This window comes from Enterococcus sp. DIV0421, assembly GCF_051713745.1.
In the GTDB taxonomy this organism is placed as follows: domain Bacteria; phylum Bacillota; class Bacilli; order Lactobacillales; family Enterococcaceae; genus Enterococcus_D; species Enterococcus_D casseliflavus.
In genome coordinates this window covers 793,914-810,150 of record NZ_JBIOQM010000001.1, presented here as the reverse complement: position 1 = coordinate 810,150, position 16,237 = coordinate 793,914, and the positions used below count along the sequence as shown (strand labels likewise).

At 44.0% G+C, this 16,237-nt stretch carries 13 protein-coding genes; 11 read left to right on the top strand and 2 right to left on the bottom strand.

Annotated elements, in window-relative coordinates; genetic code table 11:
- Positions 1-10: 10 nt before the first annotated feature.
- From uxuA to IGI96_RS03820, 3 genes are all read left to right on the top strand, one after another.
- Positions 11-1,108, top strand: coding sequence for a mannonate dehydratase (gene uxuA, locus IGI96_RS03830; protein ID WP_086337907.1), 1,098 nt, complete (start codon positions 11-13; stop codon positions 1,106-1,108).
- On the top strand, positions 1,105-1,722 hold the full coding sequence (locus IGI96_RS03825) for a bifunctional 4-hydroxy-2-oxoglutarate aldolase/2-dehydro-3-deoxy-phosphogluconate aldolase (RefSeq protein ID WP_086337908.1): 618 nt from the start codon (positions 1,105-1,107) through the stop codon (positions 1,720-1,722). Before uxuA ends, IGI96_RS03825 begins: the two co-directional genes overlap by 4 nt.
- Positions 1,723-1,818: 96 nt before the next feature.
- Positions 1,819-2,541 (top strand): HAD family hydrolase, encoded by a 723-nt coding sequence (locus tag IGI96_RS03820; RefSeq protein WP_086337909.1) that lies wholly within the window; start codon positions 1,819-1,821, stop codon positions 2,539-2,541.
- Between the two features lie 263 nt (positions 2,542-2,804).
- Here IGI96_RS03820 and IGI96_RS03815 read toward each other — a convergent pair whose 3' ends face one another.
- The gene (locus tag IGI96_RS03815; RefSeq protein ID WP_086337910.1) at positions 2,805-3,599 is read right to left on the bottom strand and encodes a helix-turn-helix transcriptional regulator; all 795 of its coding nucleotides are present in this window, start codon (positions 3,597-3,599) and stop codon (positions 2,805-2,807) included.
- Between the two features lie 266 nt (positions 3,600-3,865).
- On the opposite strand from IGI96_RS03815, the gene IGI96_RS03810 reads away from it, so the two are divergent.
- The 4 genes from IGI96_RS03810 to IGI96_RS03795 all read left to right on the top strand — a co-directional run bounded on the left by IGI96_RS03810 (position 3,866) and on the right by IGI96_RS03795 (position 8,678).
- On the top strand, positions 3,866-5,482 hold the full coding sequence (locus IGI96_RS03810; protein ID WP_074933200.1) for a glycoside hydrolase family 43 protein: 1,617 nt from the start codon (positions 3,866-3,868) through the stop codon (positions 5,480-5,482).
- The gene (locus IGI96_RS03805) at positions 5,479-6,804 is read left to right on the top strand and encodes an ABC transporter substrate-binding protein (protein ID WP_005228442.1); all 1,326 of its coding nucleotides are present in this window, start codon (positions 5,479-5,481) and stop codon (positions 6,802-6,804) included. Before IGI96_RS03810 ends, IGI96_RS03805 begins: the two co-directional genes overlap by 4 nt.
- Positions 6,805-6,932: 128 nt before the next feature.
- Complete coding sequence (locus IGI96_RS03800; RefSeq protein WP_086337911.1) at positions 6,933-7,844, top strand: carbohydrate ABC transporter permease; 912 nt, start codon at positions 6,933-6,935, stop codon at positions 7,842-7,844.
- Positions 7,845-8,678 (top strand): carbohydrate ABC transporter permease, encoded by an 834-nt coding sequence (locus IGI96_RS03795; RefSeq protein WP_005228444.1) that lies wholly within the window; start codon positions 7,845-7,847, stop codon positions 8,676-8,678. It begins immediately after the preceding gene.
- Positions 8,679-8,733: 55 nt separating this feature from the next.
- On the opposite strand, the gene IGI96_RS03790 is transcribed toward IGI96_RS03795, so the two are convergent.
- Positions 8,734-9,912 (bottom strand): ROK family transcriptional regulator, encoded by a 1,179-nt coding sequence (locus IGI96_RS03790; RefSeq protein WP_015510297.1) that lies wholly within the window; start codon positions 9,910-9,912, stop codon positions 8,734-8,736.
- Positions 9,913-10,162: 250 nt separating this feature from the next.
- On the opposite strand from IGI96_RS03790, the gene xylB reads away from it, so the two are divergent.
- The 4 genes from xylB to IGI96_RS03770 all read left to right on the top strand — a co-directional run bounded on the left by xylB (position 10,163) and on the right by IGI96_RS03770 (position 16,138).
- Positions 10,163-11,659, top strand: coding sequence for a xylulokinase (xylB, locus tag IGI96_RS03785; RefSeq protein ID WP_086337912.1), 1,497 nt, complete (start codon positions 10,163-10,165; stop codon positions 11,657-11,659).
- Between the two features lie 117 nt (positions 11,660-11,776).
- Positions 11,777-13,084, top strand: coding sequence for a xylose isomerase (gene xylA, locus IGI96_RS03780; RefSeq protein WP_086337913.1), 1,308 nt, complete (start codon positions 11,777-11,779; stop codon positions 13,082-13,084).
- Between the two features lie 141 nt (positions 13,085-13,225).
- Positions 13,226-14,692 carry a glycoside hydrolase family 1 protein gene (locus IGI96_RS03775; protein WP_086337914.1) on the top strand — a complete coding sequence of 489 codons (1,467 nt, stop codon included), beginning with the start codon at positions 13,226-13,228 and terminating at the stop codon, positions 14,690-14,692.
- Between the two features lie 36 nt (positions 14,693-14,728).
- Positions 14,729-16,138, top strand: coding sequence for a response regulator (locus IGI96_RS03770; protein WP_086337915.1), 1,410 nt, complete (start codon positions 14,729-14,731; stop codon positions 16,136-16,138).
- The last annotated feature ends 99 nt before the right edge of the window (positions 16,139-16,237 follow it).

Here is a 16,237-nt window from a genome sequence, read left to right as displayed (position 1 = left end):
ATGACAGCAAATGCAATGGGGGTTTCGATGGTACGGGGAAGGGGATACGATCCCGTTAACGAATATTCGACAAATTCCAGGAATGCACGGCATTGTAGGAACACTTCTGAATAAAATGCCCGGAGATATCTGGGAGATTTCCGAAATCAACGCACTAAAAGCATCAATTGAAAAAGAGCATCTTTCGCTTTTAGGGATTGAGAGTGTGGCGATCCACGATGCGATCAAAGCTGGAACAGAGGAACGGGATCACTACATTGATCAATATATTCAAACGATTCGGAATTTAGCAGCTTGTGATGTACATATGATCTGCTATAGCTTCAAACCGATCTTCGGCTGGGCCAAAACAAATCTATTTTATCAAAACGAGGATGGCAGCTTCTCCTTGCTCTATGATCAAGCCGTTGTGGATGATATGGAACCTAGTGAGATGTATACGCTGATCCATAGCCAATCAAAAGGCTTTCAATTGCCAGGTTGGGAAGAAGAACGACTGAAAAAGTTCCAGCGTTTGATGGCAACTTATGAGGGGGTCACTCAAGAGATCCTCTTTGATAACTTAAGCTATTTCTTAAAGCGGATCATTCCTGTGTGTGAAGAAGTAGATGTGAAAATGGCGATCCATCCCGACGATCCACCTTGGGAAATTTTTGGCTTGCCACGAATCACCAAAAATTTAGAGGACTTAAAAAAAATCATGGCTATCGTGGATTCGCCTTATAATGGGGTGACGTTGTGCACCGGTTCGTTAGGTGCCGATCCAGAAAACGACATGGTGGAGATCGTTCATGCCTTAAAGGGACGCATCAACTTTGTTCATTTCCGCAATGTGTTGTTTATGGGGGAACGTAAATTTAAAGAATCCGCCCATCTATCCACCGAAGGATCATTAGATATGTATGCCATCATGAAAGCCTTGGTTGAGGTCGGTTTTGATGGCGTCATCCGTCCAGATCACGGGCGGACGATCTGGGGGGAAGTGGCGATGCCAGGCTATGGTCTGTATGATCGCGCGATTGGGATCAGTTATCTTCAAGGGCTTCATGAAGCCGTCTTGAAAGAACAAATGCAATCGAAGGAAACGAAGGGAGGGAAGAGTGTATGACACTCTATGAACAATTGGCAAAAACAAGGGTATTGCCTCTTTACACTGCAACGGATCTTACCTATTTGCCAGTAGTAGAATCACTGTTGATCGAACATGAACTACCCTTTATTGAAGTGACCTTCCGCAGTGACCTTGCTTTAGCAGCGATTGAAAAACTCTCTCAATCAGGCAAATTGATCGTAGGCGCAGGCACGGTGCGCACTTTAGAACAAGCGAAAGCAGCAGTTGAGAAAGGGGCGCGCTTTATTGTTTCCCCTGCTCTTGTACCTGATGTGGTGGAATTTTGTCTTGCCGAAAACATTCCAGTGTTTCCAGGAACAGCTACCCCAAATGACATTCAACGAGCAGCGGCTTATGGCTTATCAGTTGTGAAATTTTTCCCCGCGGATATCTACGGGGGCTTGCCGGCGATCAAAGCCCTCAGCGGTCCGTTTTATGATATTCGATTTGTCCCAACTGGCGGAATCAACCTCGAAAATATGCAAGACTACTTATCTGATCCGCAGGTGCTAGCAGTTGGCGGCTCCTTCATTCTTTCAGAATCATTAATAAAAGAAGGTCGGGAAAAGGCTGACAGCCATTTGGCGCATGTAAAATCATTGCTAAGTTGAGCAGTCAGCTGTAAATAAACAAGGTGAAGCAATGGGTGCCAAAGGATTTTGGTACCATTGCTTTTTTATTCGCAGAAAAGTAAAGGAGGCTATAGGATGAAAAAGATAAAACTGGTGATTTTTGATATGGACGGTTTGATGTTTGAAACAGGTCGTCTAGCTTACCGCGCTTATTTAAGAGCCGCGGAGGAATATGATTTTGAAGTTTGCCAAGAAGTTTATTATTACCTGACTGGCAGAACGGAAGCAGATATTCGTATAGGGATGCAGGAACTTTATGGCAATCAAGTACCAACGGATCGGTGGCGAGAAGCGATGAATCGTCAGAAAGAAGTGATTTTAGCTGAAGAAAAACGGGTGTTCAAAAAGCCCGGCCTTCTTGACCTGTTGGAAGCATTAAAAAAACAAGATTGCTTGATAGCCGTGGCATCCTCTTCATCGAAAGAAAAAATCAAGGCGTACTTTGAAATGGAACAGATGCCAGATTGGTTTGATACGGTGGTTTCTGGGGATCAAGTGCGAAAGGGCAAACCTGATCCAGAAATCTTTCTAACAGCTTGCCAACATTTAGGCGTAAAGCCTGAAGAAGCCTTGGTATTAGAAGATTCTCTAGCTGGCATAAAAGCCGCAAAACAAGCCGAGATCCCAGCTTTTCTGATTGCGGATGATTTGAGTGCTTTGCCAGTCAAGAAAAATGGGAAGTATCCTTTGCTTAAACAGCCAAAACTTGAGCAAGAAGTAGCTGCACAGGTGAAAACTTTTTCTGATCTGATGAAAGTCAAAGACTGGCTCGTCGTGAATCATTTTTCTTGGGATTGATCGATATTCCAAGAAGTATCAACAAAGCAAAAGGGTATGAAGCTAAAAAGTACGGTGTTTTAAAACAGGCATAGTTTTGTGGAATCAGTAAAACAACAAAGGTTCATTTTGGCAATTGGTTTTTTCCTGCTCATTTCTCTATGAAGAAGGGGAAGTTAGAGCGTTTTTCACTAGTTTCTAGGAATGAGGCAAAAGGCTGACTAGAAAAACGAGTAAGATTGTAGCAGCTCACTTTACAGCTAAGTGAAGCTGCTTTTTTTACGCTATTCCTTCAGCAACGAAAAATGAGCATTGTGTTTTAAACGGTATTCTTTTGGCGTCAGTGAGGTCAATGCTTTGAAATTTCGATTGAAGGTTCGCACATTTTGAAAGCCTGCTTGTTCTGCTACTTCCGTAATCGGCAAGAGACTATGGGTCAGCAAAAAAGAGGCATGGCGTATTCTTGCTTGATTCAAAAGCCGAGGAAAGGTGCTTTTCAATTTATCGGTGATCATTCTGGAAACGTAGACGCTGCTATAGCCGATACTGCTGCTTAGTTTTTCGAGCGTCAGTTCTTCTTTGAAGTGGGATTCGATGTAAACAAGTAGCTGGATCAGGATATCCTCTTGATTTTTGGCTGGTAATAAAGTCGTTTGGTGTTCAAAAAGGTAAAGGACTTGATACAGTGCCGATTTTCGTAAATAGAGGGAATCCGTTTCAAATAAAGGATAGTAGAGCTGCTTGGCAACAGATGAATCAATGGTGATCACCGGATCTGACAAAGCGAAATCTTTCGTTTTGGCGTAAAAATCTGGAATATACTCAGGTGAAAACACAAGAATATGCAATTGTGATTCCTTAGCGGTTTCAATGGCATGAGTCTGATAAGGCATGACTAATAACACTTGGCCTGTCGTAAGGACATAGGGACTTTCTTCGATTTTGACAACCGCTTCGCCATCACTACAAAAAAGCAATTCAAAGGAACGATGAAAATGTTCCATGTAATTAAGCGAGTAGGGATGGTAACTGGAAACGCCGAGGTATTCGCCGAAATGGTATTCTTCTAAAATGGTCACGCGATCTATCCTCCATTTTTTGTCTATCGATGTGTGGAAATCGTCCTGTGAATGACAGCGATTTCATTCTATAATTATGACAGTTCAGCTGAAGAAAGTAAATAGAACAATGATTAGTGAATATTTTTAAAATGAGCTGCAGCAGTAAGTTTCTTTTTTTTGTTAGGTATATTAGTAAAGAAAACTTACTAACTGAATGAAGCTCATTCCTACTGACACTCAGTTGAATCACAAAATGCCAAAAAGGGAAAGAGGAGGAAATTTTTTTGATTACCAATCCGATACTAACAGGCTTTCATCCAGACCCGAGTATTTGTCGTGCAGGTGAAGATTATTACATTGCTACGTCGACCTTTGAATGGTTTCCAGGTGTGCGCATCTTCCATTCGAAGGATTTGAAGAACTGGCGCTTGATCAGTACACCAGTCAATCGTGTCAGTCAGTTGAATATGCTAGGAAACCCAGATTCTGGGGGCGTTTGGGCGCCAAACTTAAGTTACAGTGATGGTCGTTTTTGGTTGATTTATTCAGATGTCAAAACACAATCTAATAGTTGGAAAGATGTGAACAATTATTTGATCACCTGTGAAACCATTGATGGGGATTGGTCAGAACCAATTTATATGAATTCTTCTGGTTTCGATCCCTCGTTATTTCATGACGACGACGGCAAAAAATATTTTCTGAACATGGTTTGGGATTATCGCCCGACAAACCATTCCTTTTACGGGATCGCTCTCCAAGAGTTTGATTGGCAAGCCAAGAAATTGGTGGGGCAGCCCAAAATTATCTTCAAAGGAACAGAGCGCAAATTGACGGAAGCACCGGTTATGTATAAAGTGAACGGCTATTATTATTTATTGACGGCAGAAGGCGGCACCAAGTTTGAACATGCAAGTACCATCGCTCGTGGGACGCACATCGAAGGGCCTTATGAAGTTCATCCTCAAAACCCTCTGATCAGTTCCTGGGGACAGCCAGAGATCCTGCTACAAAAAGCTGGCCATGGTTCATTTGTGAAAACGCAGACCGATGAATGGTATTTTGTTCACTTAACAGGGCGAGCGCTGAAGTATCCCGAAACGCCCCTCTTAGAAAATCGCGGCTATTGCCCGCTCGGACGAGAAACAGCGATCCAGTCTGTTTATTGGGAAAATGATTGGCCGTATATCACAGGCGGAAACTTTCCAAAAGAGGAAGTCCCACAGCCACAGCTGCCCGAACATCCGTGGGAAACAGAATCAGGCTTTGATGATTTTGAAGAGGCGTCGTTGGCACCAGTGTTTCAAACCTTGCGGATTCCTTTTTCTGAGGAAATCGGTAGTTTGACCGCACGACCAGGGTACTTGCGCTTGTATGGGCGAGAGTCGTTCAATTCCTTGTTCCATCAAGCACTGGTGGCAAGAAGATGGAGCGATTTTCGTTTCGAAGCAACGACTGCCGTCGAATTTTCACCGACCTCGTTTCTACAGTTGGCAGGCATGACGAATTACTACAATACACAAAACTGGTCGGCGATCTACATCACTCATGATGAGACGAAAGGCAGAATCATCACTGTATTGGCAAGCGAGAAGGGCCAACTGAAGAGTCAAAAAGCACCAGAAGTTGTGATACCAGCCGATGTACAAACAGTCTACTTCAAAACGATCGTTCATTATGCCCACTATCAATACGCGTACTCGTTTGATCAAAAAGAGTGGCAGGTCATCGATCAGCTATTTGACAGCTTGCAATTGTCTGACGACTATGTAGCAGAACATTACGGTGGATTCTTTACAGGGGCTTTTGTAGGGATGTTTGCGATCGATACGACCGGCAATCGTTTGGCGGCTGATTTTGATTCATTTGACTATCAAAAAATCGAGGAGGAAGAAAGATGAAAAATTGGAAACGGGTCTTACAAACAGCGTCAGTAGCGGGCTTAGCAGCTTTTATGCTTAGTGGTTGCGGGAATGGTTCTGGAAACAGCAGCTCAGATAATAGCGCAACGGGAAGTAGTGGCAAGGATGAGCTCGTGGTTTGGACCTTTACTTCAGAATTATCAACGATGATCAATGATTACTATTTGCCGGCGCATGACGACTTGGCCTATGACATTCGGATCGTGGAGATTCCTTCTGACCAATTCGAGACCAAGCTCGATCCGATTCTCGGTTCCAAAGATGCACCAGATGTGATTGCTTTAGAATCTGCCTTTGTCAAAAAATATGTGGAATCAGGTATGATGGCAGACCTTGGTTCACTGGGGCTTGATGAAGCCGCGGCAGATACGTATCAATATGTCAAAGACGTAGGGACTTCAAAAGACGGGGTTCTTCATGCCTTGGCTTGGCAAGCTGCTCCTGGCGGTTTTTATTACCGGGCATCGATGGCAGAAGAGCTGCTAGGGATCGATGATCCAGCGGCTGCGCAAGCGGCATTGTCAGACTACGACAAGTTCTATGAGCAAGCCAAAGCAGTCAAAGAAAAAAGTGGTGGAACCACCTATATGATCTCTAGTGTCCAAGATTTGGCAAAGCCTTTTTATGGTCAACGCGAACATGGCTGGGTTGAAGACGGCAAATTAGTGATCGACGACAGTTTGTATGACTTGTTGGATGTATCACGAAAATTTGTAGAAGAAGGCCTGACACAAGATACAGAAGGACAATCAGAAGCTTGGTTTGCTGGAATGAATGGCGACAATGTATTTGGTTATAGTTTGCCGACATGGGGACTGCACTATTGGTTAAAACCAAATGCGACAGCTGCCGATAACTCCAGCTCAACAGAAGGCGACTGGCGCATGATCCAAGGACCGTCGTCGTGGTTCTGGGGCGGCACATGGATCGGTGCTACGGCAAATTCTGAGATGCAAGAAGAAGCTGCGCAATTGGTGGCTTACTTGACCACAGATCAAGCATTTTTAAAACAATGGGCCGAAGATACCGGTGATTTTGTATCAAATGAGCGAGTCGTTGAAGAAATTAAAGGCGAATATGAAGAGGAATTTTTAGGCGGTCAAAACCACTATGCAGAATTTGCCGATATGGTTCAAGACATCAACGCGAAAATTCTGACCGAGTATGACCAGACGATTGAAACCCTCTTTACGGATAGTTGTTTGACACCATATTCAAAAGGTGAAGTGGATCAGGAAACGGCAATCCAAAACTTTAAAGATGCGGTCGTCAATGCTTATCCAGATGTTCAAGTAGATTAGGTGTTGTTGAAACCGGCACCGAAGACGGGGTCGGTTTCAACCTTTTCTAGGTATTATGCGCTGCTCAAATGGCTTGTCTTTACAGGCAGAAGTTGGCAGTAGAAGAAATAAATATCAGGGGGATTACGATGCAGAATAAGAGAAGATTTGAACAGTATCATCGCTATGGGCTATTATTTATCGCACCATTTTTTCTAGCATTCTTGGTTTTTCAGCTTTATCCAATTCTCTATACGATTTACCTAAGCTTTACGGATCTAAAAGGGTGGAATCCAGCTGCCAATCTTGTCGGACTGGATAACTATTTTGCGATTTTTCGCAACCCGTTATTTTTAAAATCCATCAGCAATACCTTTATTTTGTGGGGCGTAAACTTTGTTCCTCAAATTGGCTTGGCTCTGTTGCTGGCGGCATGGTTTACCAATATCAAGTTGCGCTTGCGGGGGAAAGGCTTCTTCAAAGTCGCTTTTTACTTACCCAACATCATTACTGCCGCTTCAGTAGCAATCTTATTTTTCGTTTTGTTCAGTTTTCCGTTAGGTCCGATCAACCTAGTCTTGCAGCATTTCGGTGTTTTGGACCAGCCCTATGACTTTTTCCGTAGTGAAACGGGCACTCGGCTGATCGTTTCCTTTATCCAATTTTGGATGTGGTATGGTCAGACCACGATCGTTTTGGTTTCGGGCATTTTGAGCATTGATGATGCTCTTTTTGAATCAGCAATGGTCGATGGAGCCAATGATGGTCAAATTTTCCGCAAGATCACGCTGCCTTTGTTAAAACCAATCTTGCTTTATACATTGGTGACGTCTTTGATTGGCGGCTTGCAAATGTTCGACATTCCTTTTTTGCTGACAAACGGCAATCCCAACAATAGTGTCTTAACGATCACGATGTTTATCTACAACCAAGCCTTTACCGGGAGTCGGAATTTCAACATTGCCGCAACCGCGTCGGTGCTATTACTGGTACTTTCAATCGTATTAAGCACGTTATTGTTTCAATTTTTCAAAGAAAATAGCAAAGTGGGGCGAAAATAAATGGAAAATAGCTATCGGGCAAAACGATTGTTGATCTATGTCTTTTTGGTGTTGCTGACCATCTTAAGTATTCTGCCCTTTTGGGTCGTCTTAGTCAATGCGACCCGTTCAGCAGAACAGATCCAGCAAGGGCTGTCCTTGTGGCCAGGCGGTAATCTCCAATACAACTGGTCCGTCTTAATGGGCAGAGGCTTCAATGTTTTCAATGGGTTTAAAAATAGTTTCTTGATTGCGGCTGGCGCTACCGTTCTCAATGTATATTTTTCGGCATTGACAGCTTATGGCGTGATCGCCTATGAGTTTCGTGGCAAGAAAGTCCTGTTTGCTGTCATTCTTGGGCTGATCATGATTCCTCAGCAAATCAGCATGATCGGTTTTTATCAATTTATGAATCGCTTAGGGCTCTTAAATAATTTTCTGCCATTGATTTTACCAGCGATCGCATCACCTGCTACCGTTTTTTTCTTAAAGCAATACTTAGAAACGATCTATCATCCTGATTTGGCAGATTCTGCTCGTTTGGACGGAGCCGGCGAAATCAAAATTTTCCATCGCATCATGTTGCCCTTGATGAAACCGGGCTTAGCCACCATGGCGATTTTCTCGTTCGTGACCTCGTGGAATAATTTCTTGATGCCCTTGATCTTGATCAACGATACGGAAAAGTATACGTTGCCGATGCTGGTCCAATTGCTGAAAACGGATGTTTACCGTACTGAATTTGGCAGTATGTATCTAGGGATCTCCTTAAGTATTATTCCTTTATTGCTGATTTACCTGTTTCTATCGAAATACATCGTGGGCGGTGTGACGGCTGGCGGAATCAAAGGATAGTGAGACCTTTTTACCAAAAGAAAACGCTGGACTGAGTCTTCAGTCCAGCATTCATTTAACGGATCACACGGGAGAGATCAAGTGCCGCAAAGCGCAAATCGTTGATATTCAAGAAATGTTTCGCCACTAAAACGTTGCCGCCAAACAGCGGGGCCTGATCGCCTAATCGACTGTTTTTGATCTTCGTGTTTTTGGTGAACTGGCTGGTCAATTTTTGTTGCAGCGCCAGTAATAAATCAGGAATTTTGCGATAGACCGAGCTGTTGATATAGACTTCTTCGGGATCAGAAAAAGTGATGACATTGTTTAGCCCAATACTAAGAAACTCAACATTTTGTTGCGCCAATTCGACTGCTGATTTTTCTCCGGCATGATAGGCTTGTGCAAAGGTATCCGAATTAACGAACGCAGTTTTTGTATAGTGACTGTAGGTGTCAAACAAGACTTTGTTCGACGCATATTGCTCTAAGCAGCCTCGATTGCCGCAAGGGCACAAGTTGCCGTGAGGGAAGAGCGTAGAATGACCAACTTCCCCCGCCATGCCGTGAGTACCGGTTTGCAGCTGCCCATCAACGATGATTCCGACACCGATCCCACTATGGACGCTGACGCTCAGTAAATTCGTGGAATCAGAAGAAAAACAGTACTCGCCTAAAGCCGTTAGGTTGGCTTCGTTTTCTATATAGACCGCCGTATTGTATTTTTGGCTCAAAGGGGCGATCAAATCAAAGTGTTCCAAGTCGTAGTAGGGGGCAAAGGTGACCGTCTGATTGTGAACGATGCCGTGGATCGCCAAACAGATTCCTACTAATCCATGAGTGGTTTGCGGCATTTGCGGCCAAAACTCTTTCATCATGGAATCGATCGTCGCTAGTACATTTTCTTTGGTGATCAATTCATGGGAATGGTCGGCAGAGGCGATCATCTCGCCATTGATATAAGAGAGCATCCCTCGAACATAGTTATAGCCGATGTCAAAGGTAACAGCTAAGCTGCTACGGTGATTGAATTGCAATTGAATCGGTTTGCGACCACCGATCGAAGTGGAATCACCAATGCCGACTTCGCGCACGAAGTCCGTGTCGATCAGTTTTTTGGTTATTTGAGAAACAGACGCTTTATTGAGATGGGTCAAATTTGACACTTCCGCTCGTGACACATTTTCATTGTCAATGATCGTCTTCAATACAGCAGCTTCATTTTGTTCGCGTATGCCCATTTTATTGATAATCATGTGTTCTCCTCTTCGTAGATGTGATTAGTGTTAGTTTACCGTGCAAATTAATATTGTGCAAGCTGAAGAATAAAGAAAAGACGCAGAATGTAGGAGCAGCAGTTTGAGAAGGAAAAACCATGAAAGATTCGTTGAAAGCGCTTGACAGGAATGCGAGAATCGTTTACTATCCAATTAGTTAGTTTTGAATGCTAATTAACCACTTAAGGGTCAATGGTTAACTGCTTCAAACAGAGGAAGGAGAGAAGAGATGGCTTATTTTTTAGGGTTGGATCTAGGAACAAGTGCGTTAAAAGGCTTAGTTTTTGATCAAACCGGGGAACTCCAAGGAACAGCAAGTGCTGACTATCCATTGTCATCCCCTAGACCGGGGTTCAGTGAGCAAGAGCCGGTGCACTGGCAAGAGGCGGCAGATAAGGTGATCAAAACCTTGATCCAGCAGCTTCCAACGCTGCAAAAGGAATTGATCGGCGTCAGCTTTTCTGGGCAAATGCATAGTCTTGTTTTATTGGATGAAGAAAACCGAGTCATTCGTCCGGCAATATTATGGAATGACGTTCGGACCACCAAACAATGCCAAGCGATCATGGCATCCTTTGGAGAGGAAATAAAAGCAATCACCAAGAATGTTGCTTTGGAAGGGTTCACCTTACCAAAAATTTTATGGGTCCAAGAACACGAGCCTGAACATTGGCAACAAGTTCGTCACATGATGCTGCCAAAAGACTACTTGGCTTTTTGGCTGACTGGTAACTATTCGATGGATTATTCCGATGCAGCGGGTACGTTACTGCTGGATATCGAAAAGAAGTGCTGGTCTGAAGCCATTCTAGAAAAATTCGCAATCGCATCGGATTTACTGCCGCCGCTTTTTGAATCAGCAGCGCCTGTAGGGCAAATGCGAAAAGAGCTGCAAGAAGCCTTTGGCTTTGAACAAGAGGTGACGATCTATGCAGGTGGCGCAGACAATGCCTGTGCTGCATTAGGTTCAGGGATCATCGCCGAAGGTGTCGGCATGGTGTCGATTGGCACGAGCGGTGTGTTCTTATCCTTTGAAGAAGCGCAAGAGGTTGATTATCAAGGAGATCTACACCTTTTCCGTCATGCGATCAAAGACAAGTTGTATTCAATGGGGGTCACGTTAGCCGCTGGAAATTCCTTAAGCTGGTATCGTGATACGTTTGCCCCCAACCAATCGTTTCAGGAATTGCTTTCAGCGATCAGTGAGGTAAACCCAGGGGCAGAAGGCCTGCTGTTTACGCCTTATATCGTGGGCGAACGCACACCGCATACCGACAGCCAAATCAGGGGTAGTTTTATCGGCATCGACACACGGCATCGCGAAAAGCATTTCAGTCGTGCGGTCTTAGAAGGGATTACCTTCTCTTTAAAAGATTCCCAAATGATCATGGAAGAACGGGCACAGCGGAAATTCACCCAGATCGTTTCTGTGGGGGGCGGTGCGAAAAATGCCGAATGGCTGCAAATGCAAGCCGATATTTTTAATGCAGAAATGCTGACTTTGTCTACTGAGCAAGGTCCAGGTATGGGCGCAGCAATGCTGGCAGCAATCGGCAGTGGCATTTATCCAGATGCAGCTGCCTGTGTTAACGCCTTTGTCAAATACGGCAAAGCCATTGCACCGATTCCTGAAAATGTCGCCAAATACCAAGAAATTTATACGATCTACCGCACCGTCTACCAACAAACCGCCCCTATCTGCCATGCATTGGCGCAAATCGAGTAGCGTAATGGCAGCAGGCAATCTACATGATCAAAGCGAGGAATCGTTTTTGGTTCTAAATGATTGGAAACAAGTAAGTTAGTTTATTACACTAAAAAACATAAAATGGAGGCAACAACAATGACTTATTTTCCAGAGATCGAAAAAATCCGCTACGAAGGTCCTAAAACAGACAATATGCTTGCATTTCGCCACTACGATGCCGAAGAAGTTGTATTAGGCAAGAAAATGAAAGATCATCTACGTTTTGCAATCGCCTATTGGCATACGATGACGCAAGACGGTTCTGATCCTTTTGGCGCACCTGTCAACAAACGGACGTGGATCGGTGACACCGAAATGGAAACGGCGAAAAATCGAGTAGAAGCCTTCTTCGAGATTTGCGAAAAATTAGGGGCAGAGTTCTTCTGTTTCCATGATGTAGACGTGGCGCCTGCAGGAGAAACGTTAGAAGAGTTTTTCCAAAACTTAGACGAAATCACCGATTTGATCAAAGAAAAAATGGAACAAACGGGAATCAAACTATTATGGAATACAGCAAATATGTTCTCACATCCTCGTTTCAATAACGGCGCTGCTTCCACCAATAATGCGGAAGTTTATGCGTATGCGGCAGCCCAAGTCAAAAAAGGCTTAGACATCTCGAAAAAATTAGGCGGCGAAAACTATGTCTTCTGGGGTGGCCGTGAAGGCTATGAAACCTTGTTGAATACAGACATGAAATTTGAACAAGACAACATCGCCCGTCTATTCAAAATGGCGATCGCTTATGGCGAAAAAATCGGTCATAAACCTCAGTTCTTATTAGAGCCGAAACCAAAAGAACCATCAAAACATCAATATGATTTTGATGCAGCGACAACGATGGCCTTCATTCAGCACTACGGCTTAGAAGGAGATTTCAAATTAAACCTAGAAGCCAATCATGCAACATTAGCTGGCCATACCTTTGAACATGAAATCGCCGTTGCCCGTAGCTATAACGCATTAGGCTCACTGGATGCCAACCAAGGAGATATGCTGTTAGGATGGGATACGGATGAATTCCCAACCAACGTCTTTGACTCGACACTTGCTTTATACGAAGTCTTAGAAAACGGCGGCATTGCGCCGGGAGGAATCAATTTCGATTCTAAAGTCCGTCGTTCGTCATTTGAAATGGAAGATCTGTTGTTAGCCCACATCGCTGGCATGGATACGTATGCCAGAGCGTTGAAAGCAGCAGCGAAACTAAAAGAAGACCGCTTCTTAGACGAATTGAAGGAAAAACGATACGCCTCTTTCCAAGAAGGCATCGGAGCGAAGATCGTTGCTGATGAGGAAAACTTAGAAACACTGACAGATTACGCATTGGCGCATGATCAAATCGAATTAGAATCCAGCCACATTGAATATGTGAAATCTCGTTTGAATGATTACCTGTTTTAATAAGAAACGACTGTCGTTCTGAGGAGCGGCAGTTTTTTCACCTAAAAAATATCTTTTGGCAATTGTTACGAATCAACCAAATTATGATACGATAAAATGTAACCGATTTATTTCGGTTTAGGAAATGAAGGAGGCAACTTGATGTTTCACACAAACTTAGATCCTTTCCCAGAAAACTTCTTATGGGGGGCAGCTTCGGCGGCCTATCAAATTGAAGGAGCATGGGCAGAAGACGGCAAAGGTCCGTCGATTTGGGACACCTATGCCCAAATTCCTGGCAATACTTTTGAGGAAACCAACGGCAAAGTGGCGATCGATCACTACCATCGGTACAAAGAAGATGTTGATTTGATGAAGCAAATGGGCTTGAAAGCCTATCGCTTCAGCGTGGCGTGGTCGCGAATCTTGCCTGATGGCGAAGGCGCGGTCAATGAAGCGGGTGTGGCGTTTTACGAAAAGCTGGTGGACGAATTGCTTCGGCAAGGAGTAGAGCCGATTTTGACGCTGTATCATTGGGACCTTCCCCAGGCTTTGCAAGACAAATACCAAGGATGGGAAGGCCGAGAAACAGCAGAAGCATTTGAACGTTATTGCCGAATCCTTTTTGAACGCCTAGGAAAGAAAGTCACCTATTGGGTCACCATGAATGAACAAAATGTCTTCACTTCTCTTGGGTACCGTTGGGCGGCACATCCGCCGGGCTTGAAGGACTTAAAACGGATGTATGCAGCCAATCATATCATCAACCTTGCCAATGCTAAGGCGATCAATTTGTTCCATGAGCTGGTTCCTCAGGGCAAGATCGGCCCAAGTTTTGGCTATGGACCGATGTATCCGTTTAGCTGTGACCCAGAAGATGTGCTAGCAGCAGAAAATGGCGAAGCCTTCAACAACGCGTGGTTTTTAGATGTCTATTGCAAAGGCGAATACCCGAAATTTGTCTACAAGCAATTAGCCAAAGTTGGCTTGGCTCCTGAAGTCACTCCAGAAGATCAAGCACTATTAAAACAGGCAAAACCTGATTTCTTAGGAATCAATTACTATCACGGTGGGACGGCCCAGCAAAACAATTTGCAAAAGCAGTCAGCTGAAAAGAAAGAATTTTCTAAAGTCGATCCGTATTTGATGCAAGCGGCAGCTGGTGAGTTCTCACCCGAAGAAACCATGTTTGCGACAGCAGAAAATCCTCACTTGAAAAAAACAGATTGGGGCTGGGAGATCGATCCCGTTGGTTTCCGTGTAGCCTTGCGCCGCATCCAAGCCAATTATGACTTGCCGATTTTTATTACTGAAAATGGGTTAGGCGCTATCGATCAATTGACAGAAGACAAACAGATCCATGACCCATATCGCATCACCTATTTGCAGGAACATCTGGTGGAACTGCAAAAGGCCATCACGGATGGGGTTGAGCTGATCGGCTATTGTGCTTGGTCCTTTACAGATCTACTGAGTTGGTTGAATGGATACAAAAAACGCTATGGGTTTGTTTATGTCGATCGCGACAATCAAAGCGAACGTCAGTTGGCGCGCATCCCGAAAGATAGTTTTTATTGGTATCAAGAGGTGATTCGCACCAACGGGGCAAGTTTGACAAGTGAAACATGATGTAACGAAGGAGTAGCTGAAAATGGAGGTTGGAAAATGCGTAAAGTGTTGATCGTTGACGATGAAGCATCGATCCGAAATGGGCTACCTCTGATCATCGATTGGGAACGTCTGGGGTATCAAATCGTCGGGTCGGCGGAAAACGGCGAAGCTGGCTTGGCAATGATCCGTGAATTGAAGCCAGACGTTGTGATCGCTGATATCCGTATGCCGGGAAAAAATGGTCTTGAGATGGTGCAAGCAGCATCGGAGGAAGGGCTTTTGTTTTTTGCCATTATTTTATCCGGCTACTCAGATTTTGACTATGCCAAGCAAGCTTTGCAACTGGGCGCTGTGACCTATTTGCTGAAACCAGTTGATGAAGAAGAGCTGATCGGTATTTTGACGAAAATCGATCAAAAAGCCAAGACCGATCAGCAGAAAAATCAGAAGAGTCAGTTGATGGAGAAATTGTTTGGCGGGGATCAAACGGGGATCAAAGACGCACAAGCCATCAAGCTATTGCGTCTTTCCGAGGAGGCAGATGCCCAAAAGCTGGTTGAGAAATTGCAGGAGCAAGTGGCGCAAGTCGTCACCTTGATCCATCGGCATCATCGGTATTTGGTTTTGTTAAACGAGGAGCGCTTTCCCGACGAGGCGATCGATGCGTGGTGCCGTAAAAAAATGGCTCACCAAGAAATCTTGATCTCCCGCTGGTTTGCGGCGCAAGATAACTTGAAGCCATTGATGATCGATATCCAGACATTGAGTAAATTGATTTTCTTATTTCCCAATCAAGTCATTTCTCACCATGTTTTGGATACGACGCAAGAAGCAGAAGAGCGAAGCGATTTGCGTGAAGAATTAGTCAAGGCGATTTTGGCAAACGATCCGTTAGAACAGCCGTTATCCCGCTATTATCAAACCTTTTATCATTCATTGGCATTGGAAGAAGAAATCAAATGGCAAATCAATGGTGACATCGAATGGCTGCAGCATCAAATCAGTGAAAAAGTAGCCTTAGCAATCGAATGGTCGACAGACGAAGTACATCAGCAGATTTTTCTCGCCCAGACGTTTCCAATGCTGCAAGAGGTGATCACCGCAAAACTAGCAGACTTGCAAGCAACAGTCGCCAGCAGTTTGAACCAAATCGATATCATTGCAGAATTGATCCAATACACGAAAAAGCATTATCAAGAAGATTTGACCTTGAAAAAAATCGGGGAACGTTTCAATTACAATAGTGCCTATCTAGGCAAGAAGTTTCGCAAAGAAACTGGGAAAAATTATTTGGCGTTCTTGGATGAAGTACGAATGGAAAAAGCGGTGGAAATCTTGCGTCATTCCAATCTAATGGTCTACGAAGTTGCTGAATTGGTGGGCTACAGCAATGTTGATTATTTCTACAAAAAGTTCAAACAATACCATCAGGTTTCACCGAATGAGTTTCGGAAAAATGAATAACCACAAAGATGTCCGTGATTTTCTACGGACATCTATTTTTTAGGGTAACGATGACTAAATTGCTTGGTAGGCTTTCTTTTTTTTCTTTTATATAATTTA

Bases quoted from the DNA above. Each gene is read 5' to 3' on its own strand.
- IGI96_RS03820 (WP_086337909.1), top strand. From the start codon at position 1,819: ATGAAAAAGATAAAACTGGTGATTTTTGATATGGACGGTTTGATGTTT.
- IGI96_RS03790 (WP_015510297.1), bottom strand. From the start codon at position 9,912: ATGATTATCAATAAAATGGGCATACGCGAACAAAATGAAGCTGCTGTA.
- IGI96_RS03795 (WP_005228444.1), top strand. From the start codon at position 7,845: ATGGAAAATAGCTATCGGGCAAAACGATTGTTGATCTATGTCTTTTTG.
- xylB (WP_086337912.1), top strand. From the start codon at position 10,163: ATGGCTTATTTTTTAGGGTTGGATCTAGGAACAAGTGCGTTAAAAGGC.
- uxuA (WP_086337907.1), top strand. From the start codon at position 11: ATGCAATGGGGGTTTCGATGGTACGGGGAAGGGGATACGATCCCGTTA.
- IGI96_RS03800 (WP_086337911.1), top strand. From the start codon at position 6,933: ATGCAGAATAAGAGAAGATTTGAACAGTATCATCGCTATGGGCTATTA.
- IGI96_RS03775 (WP_086337914.1), top strand. From the start codon at position 13,226: ATGTTTCACACAAACTTAGATCCTTTCCCAGAAAACTTCTTATGGGGG.
- IGI96_RS03770 (WP_086337915.1), top strand. From the start codon at position 14,729: ATGCGTAAAGTGTTGATCGTTGACGATGAAGCATCGATCCGAAATGGG.
- xylA (WP_086337913.1), top strand. From the start codon at position 11,777: ATGACTTATTTTCCAGAGATCGAAAAAATCCGCTACGAAGGTCCTAAA.
- IGI96_RS03805 (WP_005228442.1), top strand. From the start codon at position 5,479: ATGAAAAATTGGAAACGGGTCTTACAAACAGCGTCAGTAGCGGGCTTA.
- IGI96_RS03825 (WP_086337908.1), top strand. From the start codon at position 1,105: ATGACACTCTATGAACAATTGGCAAAAACAAGGGTATTGCCTCTTTAC.